The 16,420-nt window shown below is 70.5% G+C and carries 17 protein-coding genes; 5 read left to right on the plus strand and 12 right to left on the minus strand.

The window, feature by feature from the left end:
* Positions 1 to 15 precede the first annotated feature (15 nt).
* From efeB to ODJ79_RS16670, 10 genes are all read right to left on the minus strand, one after another.
* The gene (efeB, locus tag ODJ79_RS16625) at positions 16 to 1,290 is read right to left on the minus strand and encodes an iron uptake transporter deferrochelatase/peroxidase subunit (RefSeq protein ID WP_263024363.1); all 1,275 of its coding nucleotides are present in this window, start codon (positions 1,288 to 1,290) and stop codon (positions 16 to 18) included.
* A 2-nt stretch (positions 1,291 to 1,292) separates the two neighbouring features.
* Positions 1,293 to 2,420: an iron uptake system protein EfeO gene (gene efeO, locus ODJ79_RS16630; RefSeq protein WP_411267324.1), complete on the minus strand. Its 1,128-nt coding sequence runs from the start codon at positions 2,418 to 2,420 to the stop codon at positions 1,293 to 1,295.
* A gap of 11 nt (positions 2,421 to 2,431) precedes the next feature.
* On the minus strand, positions 2,432 to 3,277 hold the full coding sequence (gene efeU, locus ODJ79_RS16635) for an iron uptake transporter permease EfeU (protein WP_263024364.1): 846 nt from the start codon (positions 3,275 to 3,277) through the stop codon (positions 2,432 to 2,434).
* A 154-nt stretch (positions 3,278 to 3,431) separates the two neighbouring features.
* A complete protein-coding gene (locus ODJ79_RS16640; RefSeq protein WP_263024365.1) occupies positions 3,432 to 3,635 on the minus strand; it encodes a DUF397 domain-containing protein in 204 nt (67 codons plus the stop codon).
* Positions 3,636 to 3,669: 34 nt separating this feature from the next.
* Entirely contained in the window at positions 3,670 to 4,536 is an 867-nt protein-coding gene (locus ODJ79_RS16645; protein ID WP_263024366.1) for a helix-turn-helix domain-containing protein, read from the minus strand.
* 875 nt (positions 4,537 to 5,411) lie between these two features.
* Positions 5,412 to 6,587, minus strand: coding sequence for a mannose-6-phosphate isomerase, class I (gene manA, locus ODJ79_RS16650; protein ID WP_411267325.1), 1,176 nt, complete (start codon positions 6,585 to 6,587; stop codon positions 5,412 to 5,414).
* A gap of 19 nt (positions 6,588 to 6,606) precedes the next feature.
* The gene (locus ODJ79_RS16655) at positions 6,607 to 7,566 is read right to left on the minus strand and encodes a cation diffusion facilitator family transporter (protein WP_263024367.1); all 960 of its coding nucleotides are present in this window, start codon (positions 7,564 to 7,566) and stop codon (positions 6,607 to 6,609) included.
* Positions 7,563 to 8,765 carry an SIS domain-containing protein gene (locus ODJ79_RS16660; RefSeq protein WP_263024368.1) on the minus strand — a complete coding sequence of 401 codons (1,203 nt, stop codon included), beginning with the start codon at positions 8,763 to 8,765 and terminating at the stop codon, positions 7,563 to 7,565. The genes ODJ79_RS16655 and ODJ79_RS16660 overlap by 4 nt, the downstream gene beginning before the upstream one ends.
* Positions 8,765 to 8,950, minus strand: a complete 186-nt coding sequence (locus ODJ79_RS16665) for a Trm112 family protein (RefSeq protein ID WP_263024369.1) — start codon at positions 8,948 to 8,950, stop codon at positions 8,765 to 8,767. Before ODJ79_RS16665 ends, ODJ79_RS16660 begins: the two co-directional genes overlap by 1 nt.
* Positions 8,951 to 8,994: 44 nt before the next feature.
* A complete protein-coding gene (locus ODJ79_RS16670; protein WP_263024370.1) occupies positions 8,995 to 10,374 on the minus strand; it encodes a phosphomannomutase/phosphoglucomutase in 1,380 nt (459 codons plus the stop codon).
* Between the two features lie 143 nt (positions 10,375 to 10,517).
* Here ODJ79_RS16670 and ODJ79_RS16675 point away from each other — a divergent pair, with 143 nt between their 5' ends.
* From ODJ79_RS16675 to ODJ79_RS16690, 4 genes are all read left to right on the plus strand, one after another.
* On the plus strand, positions 10,518 to 11,816 hold the full coding sequence (locus ODJ79_RS16675) for a GAF domain-containing protein (RefSeq protein ID WP_263024371.1): 1,299 nt from the start codon (positions 10,518 to 10,520) through the stop codon (positions 11,814 to 11,816).
* 149 nt (positions 11,817 to 11,965) lie between these two features.
* Positions 11,966 to 13,489, plus strand: coding sequence for an aldehyde dehydrogenase family protein (locus tag ODJ79_RS16680; RefSeq protein WP_263024372.1), 1,524 nt, complete (start codon positions 11,966 to 11,968; stop codon positions 13,487 to 13,489).
* Between the two features lie 4 nt (positions 13,490 to 13,493).
* Positions 13,494 to 13,865, plus strand: a complete 372-nt coding sequence (locus ODJ79_RS16685) for a DUF779 domain-containing protein (protein WP_263024373.1) — start codon at positions 13,494 to 13,496, stop codon at positions 13,863 to 13,865.
* Between the two features lie 276 nt (positions 13,866 to 14,141).
* Positions 14,142 to 14,975 (plus strand): polysaccharide deacetylase family protein, encoded by an 834-nt coding sequence (locus ODJ79_RS16690; protein ID WP_263024374.1) that lies wholly within the window; start codon positions 14,142 to 14,144, stop codon positions 14,973 to 14,975.
* On the opposite strand, the gene ODJ79_RS16695 is transcribed toward ODJ79_RS16690, so the two are convergent.
* Positions 14,972 to 15,337 (minus strand): DUF3499 domain-containing protein, encoded by a 366-nt coding sequence (locus ODJ79_RS16695; RefSeq protein WP_020515641.1) that lies wholly within the window; start codon positions 15,335 to 15,337, stop codon positions 14,972 to 14,974. The genes ODJ79_RS16690 and ODJ79_RS16695 overlap by 4 nt on opposite strands.
* A 195-nt stretch (positions 15,338 to 15,532) precedes the next feature.
* Here ODJ79_RS16695 and ODJ79_RS16700 point away from each other — a divergent pair, with 195 nt between their 5' ends.
* A complete protein-coding gene (locus ODJ79_RS16700; protein ID WP_411267326.1) occupies positions 15,533 to 16,006 on the plus strand; it encodes a metallopeptidase family protein in 474 nt (157 codons plus the stop codon).
* 6 nt (positions 16,007 to 16,012) lie between these two features.
* On the opposite strand, the gene ODJ79_RS16705 is transcribed toward ODJ79_RS16700, so the two are convergent.
* Positions 16,013 to 16,270, minus strand: coding sequence for a WhiB family transcriptional regulator (locus ODJ79_RS16705; RefSeq protein WP_014688021.1), 258 nt, complete (start codon positions 16,268 to 16,270; stop codon positions 16,013 to 16,015).
* Positions 16,271 to 16,420: the final 150 nt, after the last annotated feature.

Raw genomic sequence — 16,420 nt, forward strand, 5'->3', positions numbered from 1 at the left:
CTGTCCGCCGGCAGCCTACGCGAACAGCCCACGTCCCCAGAAGTCGTCGGGTCCGGTGACCCCCGGCGGACAGGCCCACAATCCGCTGGAGACGTGCCGGGTGTACTCGTTCATGGCGTCGTGACGGGCCAGATTTGTCTGGATCGGGACGAAGTGGGTGCGCGGGTCACGCTGGTACGCGATGAAGAACAGCCCGGCGTTGAGCCGGCCCAGCCCGTCCGAGCCGTCAACGAAGTTGTAGCCGCGTCGGAGCAGGTGGGCGCCGTTGTTGGTGTCCGGGTGGGCGATCCGCACGTGCGCGTCCACCGGGATCAGCGGGTCGCCGTCGCCGTTCTTGGCGACCAGGTCGATCTCGTCGAACTCCTTGGCCTGGCCGAGCGCCGCCCCCTCGCCCTTGGTCCGCCCGATGATGTTCTCCTGGTCGCCGAGTGGGCTGCGGTCCCAGGTCTCGATCATCATGCGAATCTTTCGGGTGACCGCGTACGAGCCGCCGGCCATCCAGTCCGGCCCGTCCTCCGGCCGCACCCAGAGGTGCTCCTTGATCAGGTCGGTCTCCTCGGCCTTGAGGTTGGCCGTGCCGTCCTTGAAGCCGAACAGGTTGCGCGGGGTCGCCTGCGACGTGGAGGTCGACGACGTACGCCCGAAGCCCAGCTGCGACCAGCGCACGCTGACCACACCCATCCCGATCCGGGCCAGGTTGCGGATCGCGTGCACCGCCACCTGCGGGTCGTTGGCGCAGGCCTGCACGCAGATGTCGCCGCCGGAGATGGCCGGGTCGATCGTGTCGCCCGGGAAGTGCGGCAGGTCGGCGAGCGCGGCCGGCTTGCGCGCGGCCAGCCCGAAGCGGTCCTTGCCGGACGAGTCGCGGAACAGGGTGGGCCCGAAGCCGACGGTCAGGGTGAGGCCGGACGGCGGCAGCCCGATCGCCTCGCCGGTGTCGTCGGGCGGGGCCTCGAGGATGCCCGCGGTGGCGCCGATCGGGCCGGCGTCCTGGCCGGCCGTCATCCGGGCCGCCGCCGCGGTCCAGTCCTTGAGCATCTGGACCAGCTGGTCGCGGTCCTTGGTAAGCACGTCGAACGCGACGAAGTGCAGCCGGTCCTGGGCCGGGGTGACGATGCCGGCCTGGGTCGCGCCGTGGAACGCGATCGCGTCCGAGAAGGTGGTGTCGGTCGGCTTCTCGGACTTGTCGGCAAGAATCGAGGCACCGACCGCCGACGCACCGACGACCCCGGCCACCCCGGCGCCGGCGAGGCCGATCGCCCGCCGGCGCGAGACCTTTTTCTCGGCCATGGTCACTTCTGCGCAATCACGCCGGCGATCTTGCTGATCGGCTCAGCAAGCGCGTTGATCACGTCGGACAGGCCCTTCAGCTGCTCCCGGGTGAGCTGGTTCTGCAGCTTCCACCCGTCGCCGTCGCGGTACTTCGCGAGCTCGGTGTCGACGTTGGCGAAGGCGGTGTCGATCTGCTTGACCAGCGCCGGGTTGCGCTGCTCGAGCGCCGGGCGCAGGGCCGCGACCGCCGCCTGCGAGCCGTCCACGTTGGCCGCGAAGTCCCACAGGTCGGTGTGCGAGTACCGCTCCTCCTCGCCGGTGATCTTGCTGGTGGCGACCTCGTCGAGCAGCTCCTTGGCGCCGTTGGCCAGCTGCAGCGGGGAGAGCTTCTCGGCCTTGGCCTTGGTGACGATCTCCTTGACGTCGGTGACCAGCTGGTCGGCGATCGCGCCGTCCTTGCTGACGTCCTTGGTCACCCAGAGGTCCTTCTCCAGCTTGTGGAAGCCGGTGAAGGGCAGCGCCGCGGTGGCGTCGTCCTCGCGGCCGTCGATCTTCGGGTCGAGGTCACCGAAGATCTCGGCCACCGGCTCGATCCGCTCGTAGTAGGTGCGGGCCACCGGGTAGAGCTTCTTGGCCTTCTCGATGTCGCCGGCCTTCACCGCGTTCGCGAAGTCGGTGGTCTTCTGCAGCAGCGCCTCGCTCTGCGTGGTGATGTACCGGGTGTAGCTCGCGGTGGCCTGGGCCAGCGCGGCGTCCTCGGAGAGCGGCGAGGCCGAGCCGGCCACGGTAAGCGTGTTCCGGATGCCGTTGCCGACCATGCCCGGCTTGCAGGCGGCCTGGTAGGTGCCGGCCGGCAGCTCGACGCGCAGCTCGCGGGAGAGGCCGGGGGTGATGTTCTCGACCTCGCCCATCACCCGGTCGCCCGCGGCGTAGACGTAGAACTCGGTCACCTTGGTGCCGGAGTTGGCGATCGCGAAGACGTGCGTACCGGCGTCGAGCTGGCTCTTGGCCACCTCGCACCCGGTGTCGGTGGCCTTCACGGTGATCGGGCCGCCCGCGCCGGCGGCGTCGGACTTGGTGCCCGACTTGCCGCAGGCGGCGACGGCGCTGAGCGCGACCAACGAAAGGATCAAGGGGATACGACGCACGAGGGGGTCTCCTAGGCCTGCGGTGCGGGGGCGGGTGCGGGTGCCGGCGCGGGTTTGCGCGCCGGCCAGAGGAAGAGAACGAGGACGGGCACGGCGTACAGCACCCAGGCGATCACCTCGAGCACCGTCGGCTCGGCGGTGACGTTGAACATCCCGGCCAGCAGGGTGGCGTACCAGGTGGAGGGGTCGAGAACGCCCGCCGCGTGGTAGGCGACGTCGTTCACGCCCGGCAGCACGGTGGCCTCCTGGAGGGAGTGCAGGCCGTACTTGAAGATGCCGGCGGCGACCAGGATGAGCAGCACGCCGGTCCATCTGAAGAACACCGTCAGGTTGATCCGGACCGCGGTCGCGTACATCAGGTAGCCGATCGCGACGGCGGTGAGGATCCCGCCGATCAGCGCGACCAGCGGGCCGCCGTTGAGGTCGGCGCCCTGCACCGCGGCGTAGAAGATCAGCGAGGTTTCCAGGCCCTCGCGGACCACGGCCAGGAAGGCCATGACGCCGACCGCGAGCGAGCCGACCGCGAGCGCGTCCTCGAGCTTGTTGCGAAGCTCACCCGCGATGCCCCGGGCCGCCCGGCGCATCCAGAAGATCATCCAGGTGACGAAGCAGATCGCCGCGATCGAGGTGACCGCCTCGAAGAGCTCCTGCTGCCGGTAGTCCTGCAGCAGGGTGGTCTCGGTGTAGCTGAGCAGCCAGCCGAAGAACACGGAGACCGCCACCGCGGCGGCGACCCCGATCCAGACCAGCTTGAGCTTGTCCTTGCGTTCCGACTTGACCAGAAAGGCGACGAGGATGCTGACCACCAGGGTGGCCTCCAACCCCTCGCGCAACCCGATGAGGTAGGTGGCAAGCATGGCTCTCCGCTTCTCGACACGTCACTCTTAGCTAAGGCGATCCTAAGTTAGGACTGGCATACCTTAGCAAGTCCCTCCTACGATTCGTAGGCAGCAGGGAGCGGGCGGCCCCGATGGGACCGCCCGCCAGTGAGGTGTGAGGCCGGCGAGAGCCTCAGGATCCGGGGCGGTCGAACTCCCCGGCCCGGATCCCGGCGATGAACCCCGACCACTGAGAGGCGGCGAAGGTCAGGACGGGACTGTTGGCGTCCTTCGAGTCGCGCACCAGCACGGCCGCCGTAACGTTCGCTACCTCGACGCAGTGGCCGGCTGCCGCGCTTCGAGTGCTCTTACGCCAGGTGAGATTGGCGTACCGCATTTCTGTCCCCTTCCAGGATGGATGCGCCTCCATTTCAGCTCAGAAGGCCGCCGCGGACCCGAAGCGCTTCCTCCCTTTCAGCGATGACCGTTCGGCTCAGTTCTGCCGACAAAGAGCGTTCCCGCAGGTCAGCGAGCGCATCCCGATAGACCTCGACTTCGCTGTCGGTCACCCGGAAGAGACCGCCCATCAGCCCCTCGCTGTGCACGATCGGGTTACGGGTGCCGGCCGGGAACTCGAGCACCATGAACGACTCGCCCTGTCCGGCATGCGCGCCCGCGGCGAACGGCATGATCCGCAGCTCCACCCCGGGCCGCCGACTGTCCTCACCGAGCTTCGCCACCTGGCGGCGCAGCACCTCCACGCCGCCCACCTCGCGGTGGAGCACCGCCTCGTCGAGCACCATCAGCAGCGACGGCGGCGGCTCCCGGGTGAGCACCGCCTGCCGGGCCATCCGCAGCGCGAGCCGGCGCTGGGCCACGGCCTGGTCACCGACGTCGGCGCCGGCCTCGATCACCGCGCGGGCGTACTCGTCGGTCTGCAGCAGACCGGGGACGACCTGGCTCTCCCACTCGCTGATGAAGGTGGCCTCGGCCTCGAGCGCGACGAACTCGTCGTACGGGTCCGGGACCGACGACCGATACGGCGTCCACCAGGCCCGGGCTCGGCCGCGCCGGGCCAGGTCGCGCAGGCGGTCACGGTCCTCGACACGGACGCCGTACGCGGTGAGGAGCCGTTCGAGATCTTCCTCGCTGATCGCGGTGTGCGCCGTCTCGATCCGGCTGAGCTTCGACTCGGACCAGCCGAGCGCCGTCGCCACCGTGGCGGCACGGCGATCACTGCGGAGCCGGCGCAACTCGACACCCAGCTCGCGCCGCGCAGTGGAGGTCGGCCTCGCCACGCCAGACACCTTAACCGCGCAGCGGTGGCTCGCTGCAACTTGCACCGGACACTATGCACTTGCACGCAGGTCAGGGGGCATGAGGAAATGAATGTGAACAACGGGTTCACGGTGGCGGCAACCGCCGTGCCCCCGGAGAAATCGAGCCCCCGTCCATCGGGCGGACGGGGGCTCGATGCCGGACCGCGAGCGGATATTCCCCCGACGGGTGAACGGCTCGCATGATTCAAAAGCGATTCCCGGATACGAGTCGAGCGCCGTCCCCGACCGCAATCCCGCCCGGCCCGCCGCGCCCCGCGAGCCGGGTGCACCTTCAGCCCGTGCCGCGACCGCCGGGCGGAGCTGCCCACTTGCGCTCGCGGCCGCCCCGCCGAGGCAGGGCGCCCGGGGCGGGAGTCGACCACGTAAGCCGCGGGAGTGGAGCCGGCCGTGGCCGGGAGCCTGGCGCATAGCGAACGGGGCGACAGGCTAAGCCCGCCGCCCCGTTCATCCCCCCGGTTTGGTACCGCGCGCGTCCGTGGGACCCCCCGATCACCAATGACGCTGCGTGTTTATAGACTCACACTACGCAGTCGAGATGTCAAGCAAATCTGGAAATTTCGCCTTTTGTCTCGCGTGACTCGCACGGAGAGTGGCCAATCAGCGTGACGTACGGCACCACCCGAGCCGCCGGCGGCCACGGATCGATGCCAGCCGCGGGCTTTCGTTGCAGCTCCGCCCGGCGGTCGCGGCACGGGCCGGAGTTGCAGCGAGCTCGCGGGGCGCGGCGGGCCGGGCGGGATTGCGGTTGGGGACGGCGCTCGCCTCGTACGCGATACGGAAAACGACCAGCGAGAGGCGCGGCCGGAAGCGGAACCGAACGCCGCGATGGCGAATCAGGCGGGAACCGCGGCCACGAACGCCGTTCCCGCGCCGGCGAGTTTGATTTTGCCGGTGTCGGCGGGGACGAAGGCGGCGTCGCCGCGGGCCAGCTCGATGGGGGTGCCGTCGACGGACTCGCCGGCGAAGAGGTCGCCGGCCGTGACCACGACGATGCGCGGCCCCTCGGCCGGTACCTCGGCCGGCGGGCGCGTGCCGTCGAGCTCCAGGCGGTAGAGGACGAAATCCGGGACCGGGACCGGCCAGGTCAGGACGCCGGGGGACAGCTCGGTCGGCTTGAGGATGGGGTCGTCGAGGACCTCGAAGCGGAGGACCTTCAGCAGCTCGGGAACGTCGACCCGTTTCGGGGTCAGGCCGCCGCGGAGGACGTTGTCGCTGGCGGCCATCAGCTCGATGCCGGCGCCCCGAAGGTAGGCGTGCAGGTTGCCGGCGGGCATCCAGATGGCCTCGCCGGGCTGCAGGCGGACGTGGTTGAGCAGCAGCGCGACCAGCACGCCGGGGTCGCCGGGATAGCAAGCGGCCAGGTGTGCCGCCAACGCGCAGGAGTCGTCGCCGGGGCGGGACCTCGCGGCCGTGACCACCAAGTCGATCATTGCCGCGCGGTCGTCCGGCGGCCAGGAGAGCAGGGTCTCGACCGCGCCGCGCAGGTCGCCGTCGCGGAGAGTCTTGACCACCGGGTCGAGGGCCGGGAGGGCCAGCGACTCGATGGCGTCGGCGGCCGTGCCAGGCGCGCGGAAGCCGCACAGGGCCTCGAACGGGGTCAGGGCGACCAGCATCTCGGGCTTGTGGTTGGCGTCCGTGTAGTTCCTGGGCAGGCTCGGATCGGCCTGCTGGCGGGCGAAGGCCTGCTTGGCGTACTCGAGATCCGGGTGGGCCTGCAGGGAGAGCGGCGCCTCGGCGGCGAGGACCTTGAGCAGGTACGGCAGGCGGGGGCCGAACTTGCCCAGCACGTGCTCGCCGAGCCGGGCCTGCGGGTCGCCGCCGATGAACGTGACCAGGCTGACGTCGCCCGCGGCGCCACCCACGGTGGACGGCTCGTCGGGGTGGGCGCCGAGCCACAGCTCCGCCTCGGGCCCGTCGGTGGGCGCGGGGCGGCCCTGCAGCTCGGCCAGCACGGTGTGCGAGCCCCAGGCGTAGGGACGGATCGCACCGGTCAGCGGGTACACGGTCATCAGCGGCAAACCCCTGGGATCATCCGGCGGCGGCCGAGGCGCCCTCGGTGGTGGTCGGCGTCTTGCGTTCGCGGTAGATGTCGGGCTCGATGTAGATCACCCGGGCGATCGGCACGGCCTCCCGGATGCGCACCTCGGTCTCGTCGATGTGCTGGGACAGATCGTCGGCGCGCTCGGCCCGCGGCACCGCGATCTTGACGGCGACCAGCAGCTCCTCGGGGCCCAGGTGCAGGGTCTTCATGTGGATGATCCGCTCGACGCCGTCGCCGGCCAGGATCGCCTTCTCGATCTTCTTGAGGTCCTCGGGGGTGGCGGCCTCGCCGATCAGCAGGCTCTTCGTCTCGATCGCCAGGATCACCGCGATCGCCACCAGCAGCAGGCCGATCGCCGCGGTGCCGATGCCGTCCCACACGCCGTTGTCGGTGATCAGGGTGAGCACCACGCCGAACAGGGCGAAGACCAGACCGATCAGCGCGCCGGTGTCCTCGAGCAGCACCACGGGCAGCTCGGGCGCCTTGGCCCGGCGGACGAACCTGACCCAGGTGACCTTGCCGCGGATGTGGTTGGACTCCTTGACCGCGGTCATGAACGAGTAGCCCTCGAGCCCGATCGCGATCAGCAGCACCACCACCGGCACCCACTGCCACGAGTCGATCGGCTCGGGGTGCTGGATCTTGTGGTACGCCTCGTAGAGCGCGAACAGGCCACCGACGCTGAACAGCACGATCGACACGATGAACGCGTAGACGTAGCGCTCGCGGCCGTAGCCGAAGGGGTGCTCGGGGGTCGCCCTCCGCTGCGACCGCCGGCCGCCGATCAGCAGCAACAGCTGATTGCCCGAGTCGGCCACCGAGTGGATCGCCTCGGCCAGCATCGACGACGAGCCGGTCAGGGCCCAGGCGACGAACTTGGTGACCGCGATGCCAAGGTTTGCCGAGAGCGCGGCGATGATCGCGCGCGTGCCGCCCTCCGCGCTCACTGGATGCCCTCGGGCATGGGGTTGGACAGCTCCTTCATCTCGCTGATCGCCGGCACGGCCATCGGGTCGAGCCCGTGCGCCAGCGCCAGGTAGAGGGACGCGAAGTCGGGCACGGCGGTGAGCGAGGCGAGCCGCTCGATCGCCGAGCCGCCCTCGGCGGTGAGCACGTCGCAGCGCACGCCGCGGCGCTCGGCGATGGTCTGCACCGCGTCGGCGCGGCGCTCCTCGACGGCGACCGGCTCGTCGGCGTCGTCCTCGGGGTTGAGCCCGCCGTCCCGGAAGACCACCAGGCGCAGCCGGGTGCCCGCCTCCTCCTCGTCGCCGGGGTCGGCGAAGATGTCGCGGGACGACTCGGCGAGCCCGCCGAAGACGCCGTCGAGCAGGCCCACCCGGCCGCGGCCGGCCTCGCCGAGCGCGCCGGCCATCACCGGGTAGCGCGCGTTCGCGGCGAGGGTGTCGGCGAAGCGGCGGGCGGCGACGGTGGCCAGCGGCGACGAGCCCCAGACGATCGGGATCGAGCCGGCCAGGCCGAGCGCGAGCGATTTCGCCGGGTTGACGAACGAGTCGGCGCCCGGGCGGCAGCGCTCGGCGTCGGCGTCCAGCCGGGTCGCGGTCTCGGCCAGGTCGGCCTCGTTGACCTTGACGAGCCCGATGGCGCGCGCCGCGAGCAGCACCGGCACGGCCAGGCCCCAGAGGCTGGCCCGGGCCGGTGCCCGGCGCGGCACCGGGATGAACGGCGAGCGGGCGCGCTCGGCCATCGCCTGCAACTCGGTGTCCGGGTTGCCGATCGCCACCAGCCGGGCGCCGCGGCGGACCGCGGCCTCGGCCGCGGCCAGCGCCTCGGGGCTGCGGCCGGAGGCCGAGACGGCGAAGACCACGTCGGCGGCGCCGACCCAGCCGGGGATGCCGGCGCTGCGGTGCCCGATGATCGGGACCGGGCAGCGGTGCCCGGCGACGGTGGCCAGGATGTTGCCGGTCAGACCGGCGGTGCCGATGCCGGCGACGACGACCGCGCGGGGGCGGCCCTCGTCGGCCAGCGGGCTCAGGTCGGCCTCGGCGGCCAGCGCCGCCGACTCGCGGACCTGGGCGCCGGCCGACGCGGTGGCGCGCAGCATGCCGCCCGGGTCGTTGGCGACCATCGATTTCTCGTCGTCGAGCAGCGACTCGTCGGCGACCCGGTGCCCGTTGACGCCCGCCATCAGTTGCCACCCGCCTCGGGCCGGCGGGCCTCGTCGAGCAGCAGCACCGGGATGTCGTCGCGGATCTCGAAGATCCGCCCGCACTCCGTACAGGTCAGCGTCTGCGCGCCGGCGTCGTAGGTCAGCGGCGCGTGATGCGTGTCCGGGCAGGCCAGGATGTCCAACAACTGCGGATCGAGGGCCACCGAACGACTCCTTACGGTGTTGCGGGCAGGTAGGCCATCTGATCCTACCGGCGCACAATCGCCAGCACTTCGTCCCGTAGGGACGCCATGCGGTCCGGTTTGGGAGCCTCGACGTTGAGCCGCAGCAATGGCTCGGTGTTGGACGGCCGCAGGTTGAACCACGCGCCGTCGGGCAGCGTCACGGTCATCCCGTCGAGATCGTCCACCCGCGCGTTCGGGAAGTGCTCGCGGACCTCGGCGACCCTGGCCTTCGGGTCGGTCACCGTGGAGTTGATCTCGCCGGACGCGCTGTACCGCTCGTACTCGGCGGCCAGCTCGGACAGCGGCCGGTCCTGCCCGCCGAGCGCGGCCAGCACGTGCATGGCGGCCAGCATGCCGGTGTCAGCGAACCAGAAGTCCCGGAAGTAGTAGTGCGCCGAGTGCTCGCCGCCGAAGACCGCGTTGGTGCGGGCCATCTCGGCCTTGATGAACGAGTGGCCGACCCGGGTGCGCACCGGGGTGCCGCCGTTCTCCGTGATGATCTCGGGAACCGCGGCCGAGGTGATCAGGTTGTGGATGACCGTGCTGCCCGGGAACTTCGCCAGCTCGCGGACGGCGACCAGCGCGGTGATCGCGGACGGCGAGACCGGCTCGCCGCGCTCGTCGACGATGAAGCACCGGTCGGCGTCGCCGTCGAAGGCGATGCCCAGGTCGGCGCCCTGCTCGCGGATGGCCCGCTGCAGGTCGACCAGGTTGTCCGGGTTGAGCGGGTTGGCCTCGTGGTTGGGGAACGAGCCGTCCAGCTCGAAGTACATCGGGACGATCGTCAGCGGCAGGGCCGGCAGCACCTGGTCGCCGAGCACGGCCGGCACGGTGAACCCGCCCATGCCGTTGCCGGCGTCCACGATGACCTTGAGCGGCCGGATGCCGCTGAGGTCGACCAGCGAGCGCAGGTGCGCCGCGTAGTCGCCGAGCAGGTCCCGGGTCTCCACCTGGGTGATGCCGTCAGCCTCGGCGTTCAGGTCGTTCAGCAGCTGCTCGGCGCGGCGGCGGACGATCGCGAGGCCGCTGTCCTGGCCGACCGGCTTGGCGCCGGCCCGGCACAGCTTGATCCCGTTGTATCGGGCCGGGTTGTGGCTCGCGGTGAACATGGCGCCGGGCAGGCCGAGCGAGCCGGAGGCGTAGTACAGCTCGTCGGTCGAGGCCAGGCCGATGTTGACGACGCTTGCGCCGGCCGAGTTGACGCCCTGGCCGAACGCGGCGGCCAGGCCCGGACCGGACTCGCGCATGTCGTGAGCGATCAGTATCTGATCCGCGTCGTCGCCGGCCTCGCGCAACATCTCGACGAAGGCCGTGCCGAGCGCGCGGGCCACCGACTCGTCGAACTGATCGGGCACCGTCCCACGCACGTCGTAGGCCTTAACGATCTTGGACAGATCCGACAACTCTCCCCCTCAACCTGGGTGAACTCCGCTGAGAGTAGCGGAGCACCCGCTACGAACGGGTGGCAATCGGGCATCGCCACCGTTACACGCGGGTTGTCGCGACAGGTGTCGCAGGACACGATGGGTGGACCTGGAGGTGCTTCTTGGGCAACCCGTGGCTCGCACTCGATCACGGCGCCGATCCCGCCGAGCGGATCCGGCAGGTCGGGCGCGCCCACGAGCGGTTCCTGGCCGGCGACGTCGCGGTGCCGCAGATCCGTTCGGTGGTCGCGGAGTCGTGGAAGCGGTCGGCCGACGCGCTCACCAGCCCGGACGGCACGGCCCCGATCGACCTGAGCGACGGCGAGCTGGAGGAGTACCGGGCGGCCCATCCGCTGGCGCGGGTGCTGCCGATCTTTCGCGATCTGCTCGGCGGCCTGGCCGACGACGGCGGCGGTCATCTGATCGCCGTCTGCGACGCGTACGGGCGGCTGCTGTGGGTCGAGGGCGGCTCGTCGATGCTGCGCGGGGCCGAGCGGATGAACTTCGTGCCCGGCGCCCGCTGGGACGAGGAGAACGTCGGCACCAACGCGCCGGGCACCGCGATCGCCATCGACCACCCCCTGCAGATCTTCGCGACCGAGCACTTCAGCCGGCCGGTGCAGGGGTGGACCTGCGCGGCGGCGCCGATCCACGACCCCGGTACCGGGCGGCTGCTCGGGGCGATCGACGTGACCGGGGGCGATCATCTGGCCAACCCGCACAGCCTGGCGCTGGTGCGGGCCACGGCGCTGGCGGCCGAGGCGTACCTGGGTAGTCACCGGCCGCCGCCGGCCAGCGTGGGCCGAGTGCTCGCGCTGGGCCGCAACGAGGCCACGCTGACCTTCGGCGGGGTGCGGCAGCGGCTCGGCCGGCGACACTCGGAACTGCTCGTCCTGCTCCTGGCGCACCCGGAGGGGCGTACCGGCGAAGAACTTGGTGTTGATCTTTACGGCGACGACGTCAGCCCGGTCACGGTGCGGGCCGAGCTGTCCCGGCTGCGCCGAGCGCTCGGGCCGGAGCTGCTCGAGTCGCGGCCCTACCGGCTGCGCGCCGAGCTGGACGCCGACTTCCGCACGATGACCCGCCTGCTGGAGCTCGGCCGGGTGGCCGAGGCCCTCGACGAGTACGCCGGACCGCTGCTGCCGTTCTCCGACGCGCCCGGCGTCACTCGCCTGCGTCGGCTGGTCGACGGCCGGCTGCGCGCCGCGGTGCTGGCCAGCCGCGACCACTCGCTGATCCAGGCCTGGCTGCACGCGCCCTGGGGCGCCGACGACCTCGAGATGTGGGAGGAGTACGCGAGACTCCTGCCGCACGGCTCCCCCGCCCGCCCGCCGGCCGTGCGCCGGGTGCGCCAGCTGACCGTCGAGTTCGGGCTGCGCCCGCCGATGTCGGGGGCTCCGAAAATGGCCAAGCGAAGCTGACGGCATTTTCGGCGCCCCCGACATCGGCCTCGAAGGGCGCAGTCCCTGCGAGCCGGAGGCGACGCCGGCCAGCACAGCCTTGCAACGTCTTTGCAACGTGGTCGTAGCTAGCGTCGGCCGCACCTATCCCCGAAGGTGCGGAGACCGCCATGACCACTTACTCCCCGCCCGGTTCCGACGGATCGATCGTCAGCTATCAAAGCAGGTACGACCACTACATCGGCGGCGAATACGTGCCGCCGGCCAAGGGGCAGTACTTCGAGAACCCCACGCCGGTCACCGGCGAGAACTTCACCGAGGTGGCCCGGGGCACCGCCGACGATGTGGACCGGGCGCTGGACGCCGCGCACGGCGCCGCCGACGCGTGGGGGCGCACCTCGGTCGCCGAGCGCGCGAACGTCCTCAACAAGATCGCCGACCGGATCGAGGCCAACCTCGAGAAGCTCGCGGTGGCCGAGGCCTGGGAGAACGGCAAGCCGGTACGCGAGACACTCGCCGCCGACATCCCGCTCGCGATCGACCACTTCCGCTACTTCGCCGGCGCGATCCGGGCCCAGGAGGGCACGGTCGGCGAGATCGACGACGACACCATCGCGTACCACTTCCACGAGCCGCTCGGCGTGGTCGGCCAGATCATCCCGTGGAACTTCCCGATCCTGATGGCGGTCTGGAAGCTGGCCCCGGCGCTGGCGGCCGGCAACACGGTCGTGCTCAAGCCGGCCGAGCAGACCCCGGCCTCGATCCACTACCTGATGTCGCTGATCGGCGACCTGCTGCCGCCCGGCGTCGTGAACATCGTGAACGGGTTCGGCGTCGAGGCCGGCAAGCCGCTGGCCTCGTCGAACCGCGTCGCGAAGGTGGCGTTCACCGGTGAGACCACGACCGGTCGCCTGATCATGCAGTACGCCTCGGAGAACCTGATCCCGGTCACCCTCGAGCTGGGCGGCAAGAGCCCGAACATCTTCTTCGAGGACGTCGCGTCCATGGAGGACGACTTCTACGACAAGTCGCTCGAGGGCTTCTCGATGTTCGCGCTCAACCAGGGTGAGGTCTGCACCTGCCCTTCCCGCGCGCTCATCCAGCAATCCATCTACCAGGACTACCTGGCGGCCGGCGTGAAGCGGGTGGAAAACCTGGTGCAGGGCAACCCGCTCGACACGAACACCCAGGTCGGCGCCCAGGCGTCCAACGACCAGCTCGAGAAGATCCTTTCCTACCTGGACATCGGCCGGCAGGAGGGCGCCAAGGTACGCACCGGCGGTGGCCGGGCCGAGCTGGGCGGCAACCTCTCCGGCGGGTACTACGTGCAGCCGACCATCTTCGAGGGCAACAACTCGATGCGGATCTTCCAGGAGGAGATCTTCGGGCCGGTCGTGTCGGTGGCCTCGTTCGCCGACTACGCGGACGCCATCAAGATCGCCAACGACACTCTGTACGGGCTGGGCGCCGGCGTGTGGACCCGGGACATCAACCAGGCGTACCGGGCCGGCCGGGCGATCAAGGCGGGCCGGGTCTGGACGAACTCGTACCATCTGTACCCGGCGCACGCCGCGTTCGGTGGCTACAAGCAGTCCGGCATCGGCCGCGAGAACCACAAGATGATGCTGGACCACTACCAGCAGACGAAGAACCTGCTGGTGTCGTACAGCCCCAAGGCGCTGGGCTTCTTCTAGGCCGATGGTCACCCGGGTTGATGTGACGCCCCAGGCCGCCGACCTGATGCGACGGCTGCGCGGGCAGCATGGTCCACTGATGTTCCACCAGTCCGGCGGGTGCTGCGACGGCAGCTCGCCGATGTGCTACCTGGAGGGTGAGTTTCGCACCGGTCAGTCCGATGTGCTGCTCGAATCCCTCACCATCGAAGGAGTGGACGAACCGATCACGTTCTGGATGTCGTCCGCGCAGTTCGAGCTGTGGAAGCACACCCACCTGACCGTGGACGTGGTGCCGGGGCGCGGCGCCGGCTTCTCGCTGGAGGCGCCCGAGGGCGTACGTTTTCTGATCCGTTCCCGCTTGCTCACCGAGGAGGAGCTGGCCGAGCTTTCCTGAATTCTCCGCGGGAGGTCGTGGCGCCGGGCCGATCAGCCGGGCGCCACGGCCTCATCCGCTCCCCCCGCGCCGTACGTAATAGCCGATGTGGACTGGCGGATCTCTCGATTGACCGGACAAAACCGGAAGTTCGGAATTACCCATTTCCGATCGCGTGACATAAATCCCGAAAGCGTGCCGAAGCCGCGAGCACCACTGGCCTTGGAGCGCTTCCACCAGGCACTGTCGTGGTTCGAGTCGCCAGTAATGACGCTTGAACCGCCTGGGGAGGGTTTGATGCGGTTGTCGCGATCCAACAAGCTGGTCCTGTTCGGGGTCGCCCTGCTGATGGTGGGGCTGGCCGGGCGCGCCGCCGCGGACGAGACGCCGTCAGCCCCATCGCACCCGCAGGCCAAACCCGCGATCTCGGCGCCGCCCACGCCGCCGGCGAAACCGGTGAAGCCCCCGGTGAAGCCCACCGAGGCGGCCAAGCAGAAAGTCGTCACCATCTCGGCACGACAGGGCCGTGGCCCCGGCGGCAGCCGGCTGACCACCGGCAGCAAGGCCGTGGCGCTCACCTTCGACGACGGCCCCGACCCGGCGCAGACGCCGAAGATCCTCCAACTGCTGGCCCAGCAGCACGTGCACGCGACGTTCTGCCTGGTCGGTCAGAACGTGGCGAAGCACCCCGAACTGGTGCGGCAGATCGTGGCCGGCGGCCACACGCTGTGCAACCACACCTGGAGCCACGACCTCAAGCTCGGCAAGAAGCCGGCCGCCAAGATCAAGGCGGACCTGGCCCGCACCAACGCCGCGATCCGGGCGGCCGCGCCGAACGCGAAGATCAGGTACTTCCGGGCGCCCGGCGGCAACTTCACGCCGGCCGTCGTCGCGATCGCCAAGCAGATGGGGATGGGCTCGCTGTACTGGAAGGTCGACCCGCGCGACTGGGACCACCCGGAGGGCGAGACGCACGCGCAGCACCGGGCGCGGGTGATCGCGAAGGTGGAGCACAGCACGCACCCGGGGGCGATCGTGCTGTCCCACGACTACGCCCAGCCGGACACCATCGCGGCGTATCGCACCCTGGTGCCGTGGCTGAAGAAGCGGTACAAGCTGATCGGTCTCTAGTGAGTCGGCGGTATCACTCGGAGATGACCCCGGCGGCCGGTCTGGTGGCCGGGCAGGTCCTGCTCGTCGGTGCGCGGGGGCGGCGCCGGCGGCCGGGCCGCCTCGCGCACGGCGTCCGCGAGGGCGACCAGGTCGTCGGTGGTGGGGGGCGGGGGCGCGAAATCACCGTCGTGCCGCACGAGCTCCCAGCCTCGGGGGGCGGTGAGGCTGCGCGCGTGCGGCTCGCAGAGGTCGTACGTATGGGGCTCGGCGAACGCCGCCAAGGGGCCGACGACGGCGGTCGAATCGCTGTAGACGTAGGTCAGTGTGGCGACCGCCTGTCGGGGACAGCCGTTCCGGGAGCAGCGCCGTGGGGACCTCACGGCGGCACGTTATCGCCCCACGGGCTCGCGTGGGGGGCGATGCCTCGCGACACGCCGACCCGCGGCGCATCACGATTCGGCCATGGCCCGATCGACACGCCGCCCCGAAGGAGCGAATTCCCGTACGGCGCTTTCGGGACACGCGACAGACCTGGGCTGCACCTTGCACGGCCGGGAGGGGACTAGGCTGACAGGGTGACCACGAGCCCCGAGCGCCGCCGCAGTGACCGGGCGGCGCGCACCACCGGCCCGGGACACCCGGCCCGTCGCGACCGGCACGGGCGCGGTCTGCGGGGCCGCCTGGTCCCGGCCACCGTCCCGTTGGCCCGCACCAAGGCCGAGATCTTCGACGACCTGGTGCTCGACACCGTCGAGAGCCTCGAGCGGCGCTACGCCAAGGAACTGGCCGGCGTCGAGTTCGCGGTGGAGGACGTGCCCCCCGAGCTGAATGTGTACGACTCCGACGTGCTCGAGGACGGTGAGGTGCCGCTGGCCCGGCTGCTGCCCGGGCGGCCCGGCCGGCAGGAGCTTCCCCCTCGGATCGTGCTCTACCGGCGGCCGCTGGAGTTCCGAGCGATGGACCGCGAGGACCTCGCCGACCTCGTCCACGATGTGATCATCGAACAGGTGGCCAACCTGCTCGGGGTGGATCCCGACGAGCTGTCCTAGGGTTTTCTAGGCCACGCGTCGCTTGAGTTTGCGGCGCTCGCGTTCGGACAGCCCGCCCCAGATGCCGAAGCGCTCGTCGTGGCCCAGCGCGTACTCGAGGCACTCGGCCTTGACCTCGCAGCGGCCGCAGATCCGCTTCGCCTCGCGGGTCGATCCGCCCTTCTCCGGAAAAAACGCCTCCGGATCGGTCTGCGAACACAGCGCCCGCTCCTGCCACTCGGGCGCGTCCCCGAGCAGGTCTACCCCTTCAACCTGCGCTTCCATCGGCGTGCCTCCCAATTCCGCGCCGGCATCGCTGCCGACGCTGACCCCCCACGCACGCGGCGTGCTTTTTGCGGGCCGGTACCCCTCCTGCCCGCAACCCCACCCGAAATTACACGCGTGTAAGACGTGCGTCGTCAAGCCGAACCTGAT

This window comes from Actinoplanes sp. KI2 (assembly GCF_025630775.1).
In the GTDB taxonomy this organism is placed as follows: Bacteria; Actinomycetota; Actinomycetes; order Mycobacteriales; family Micromonosporaceae; genus Actinoplanes.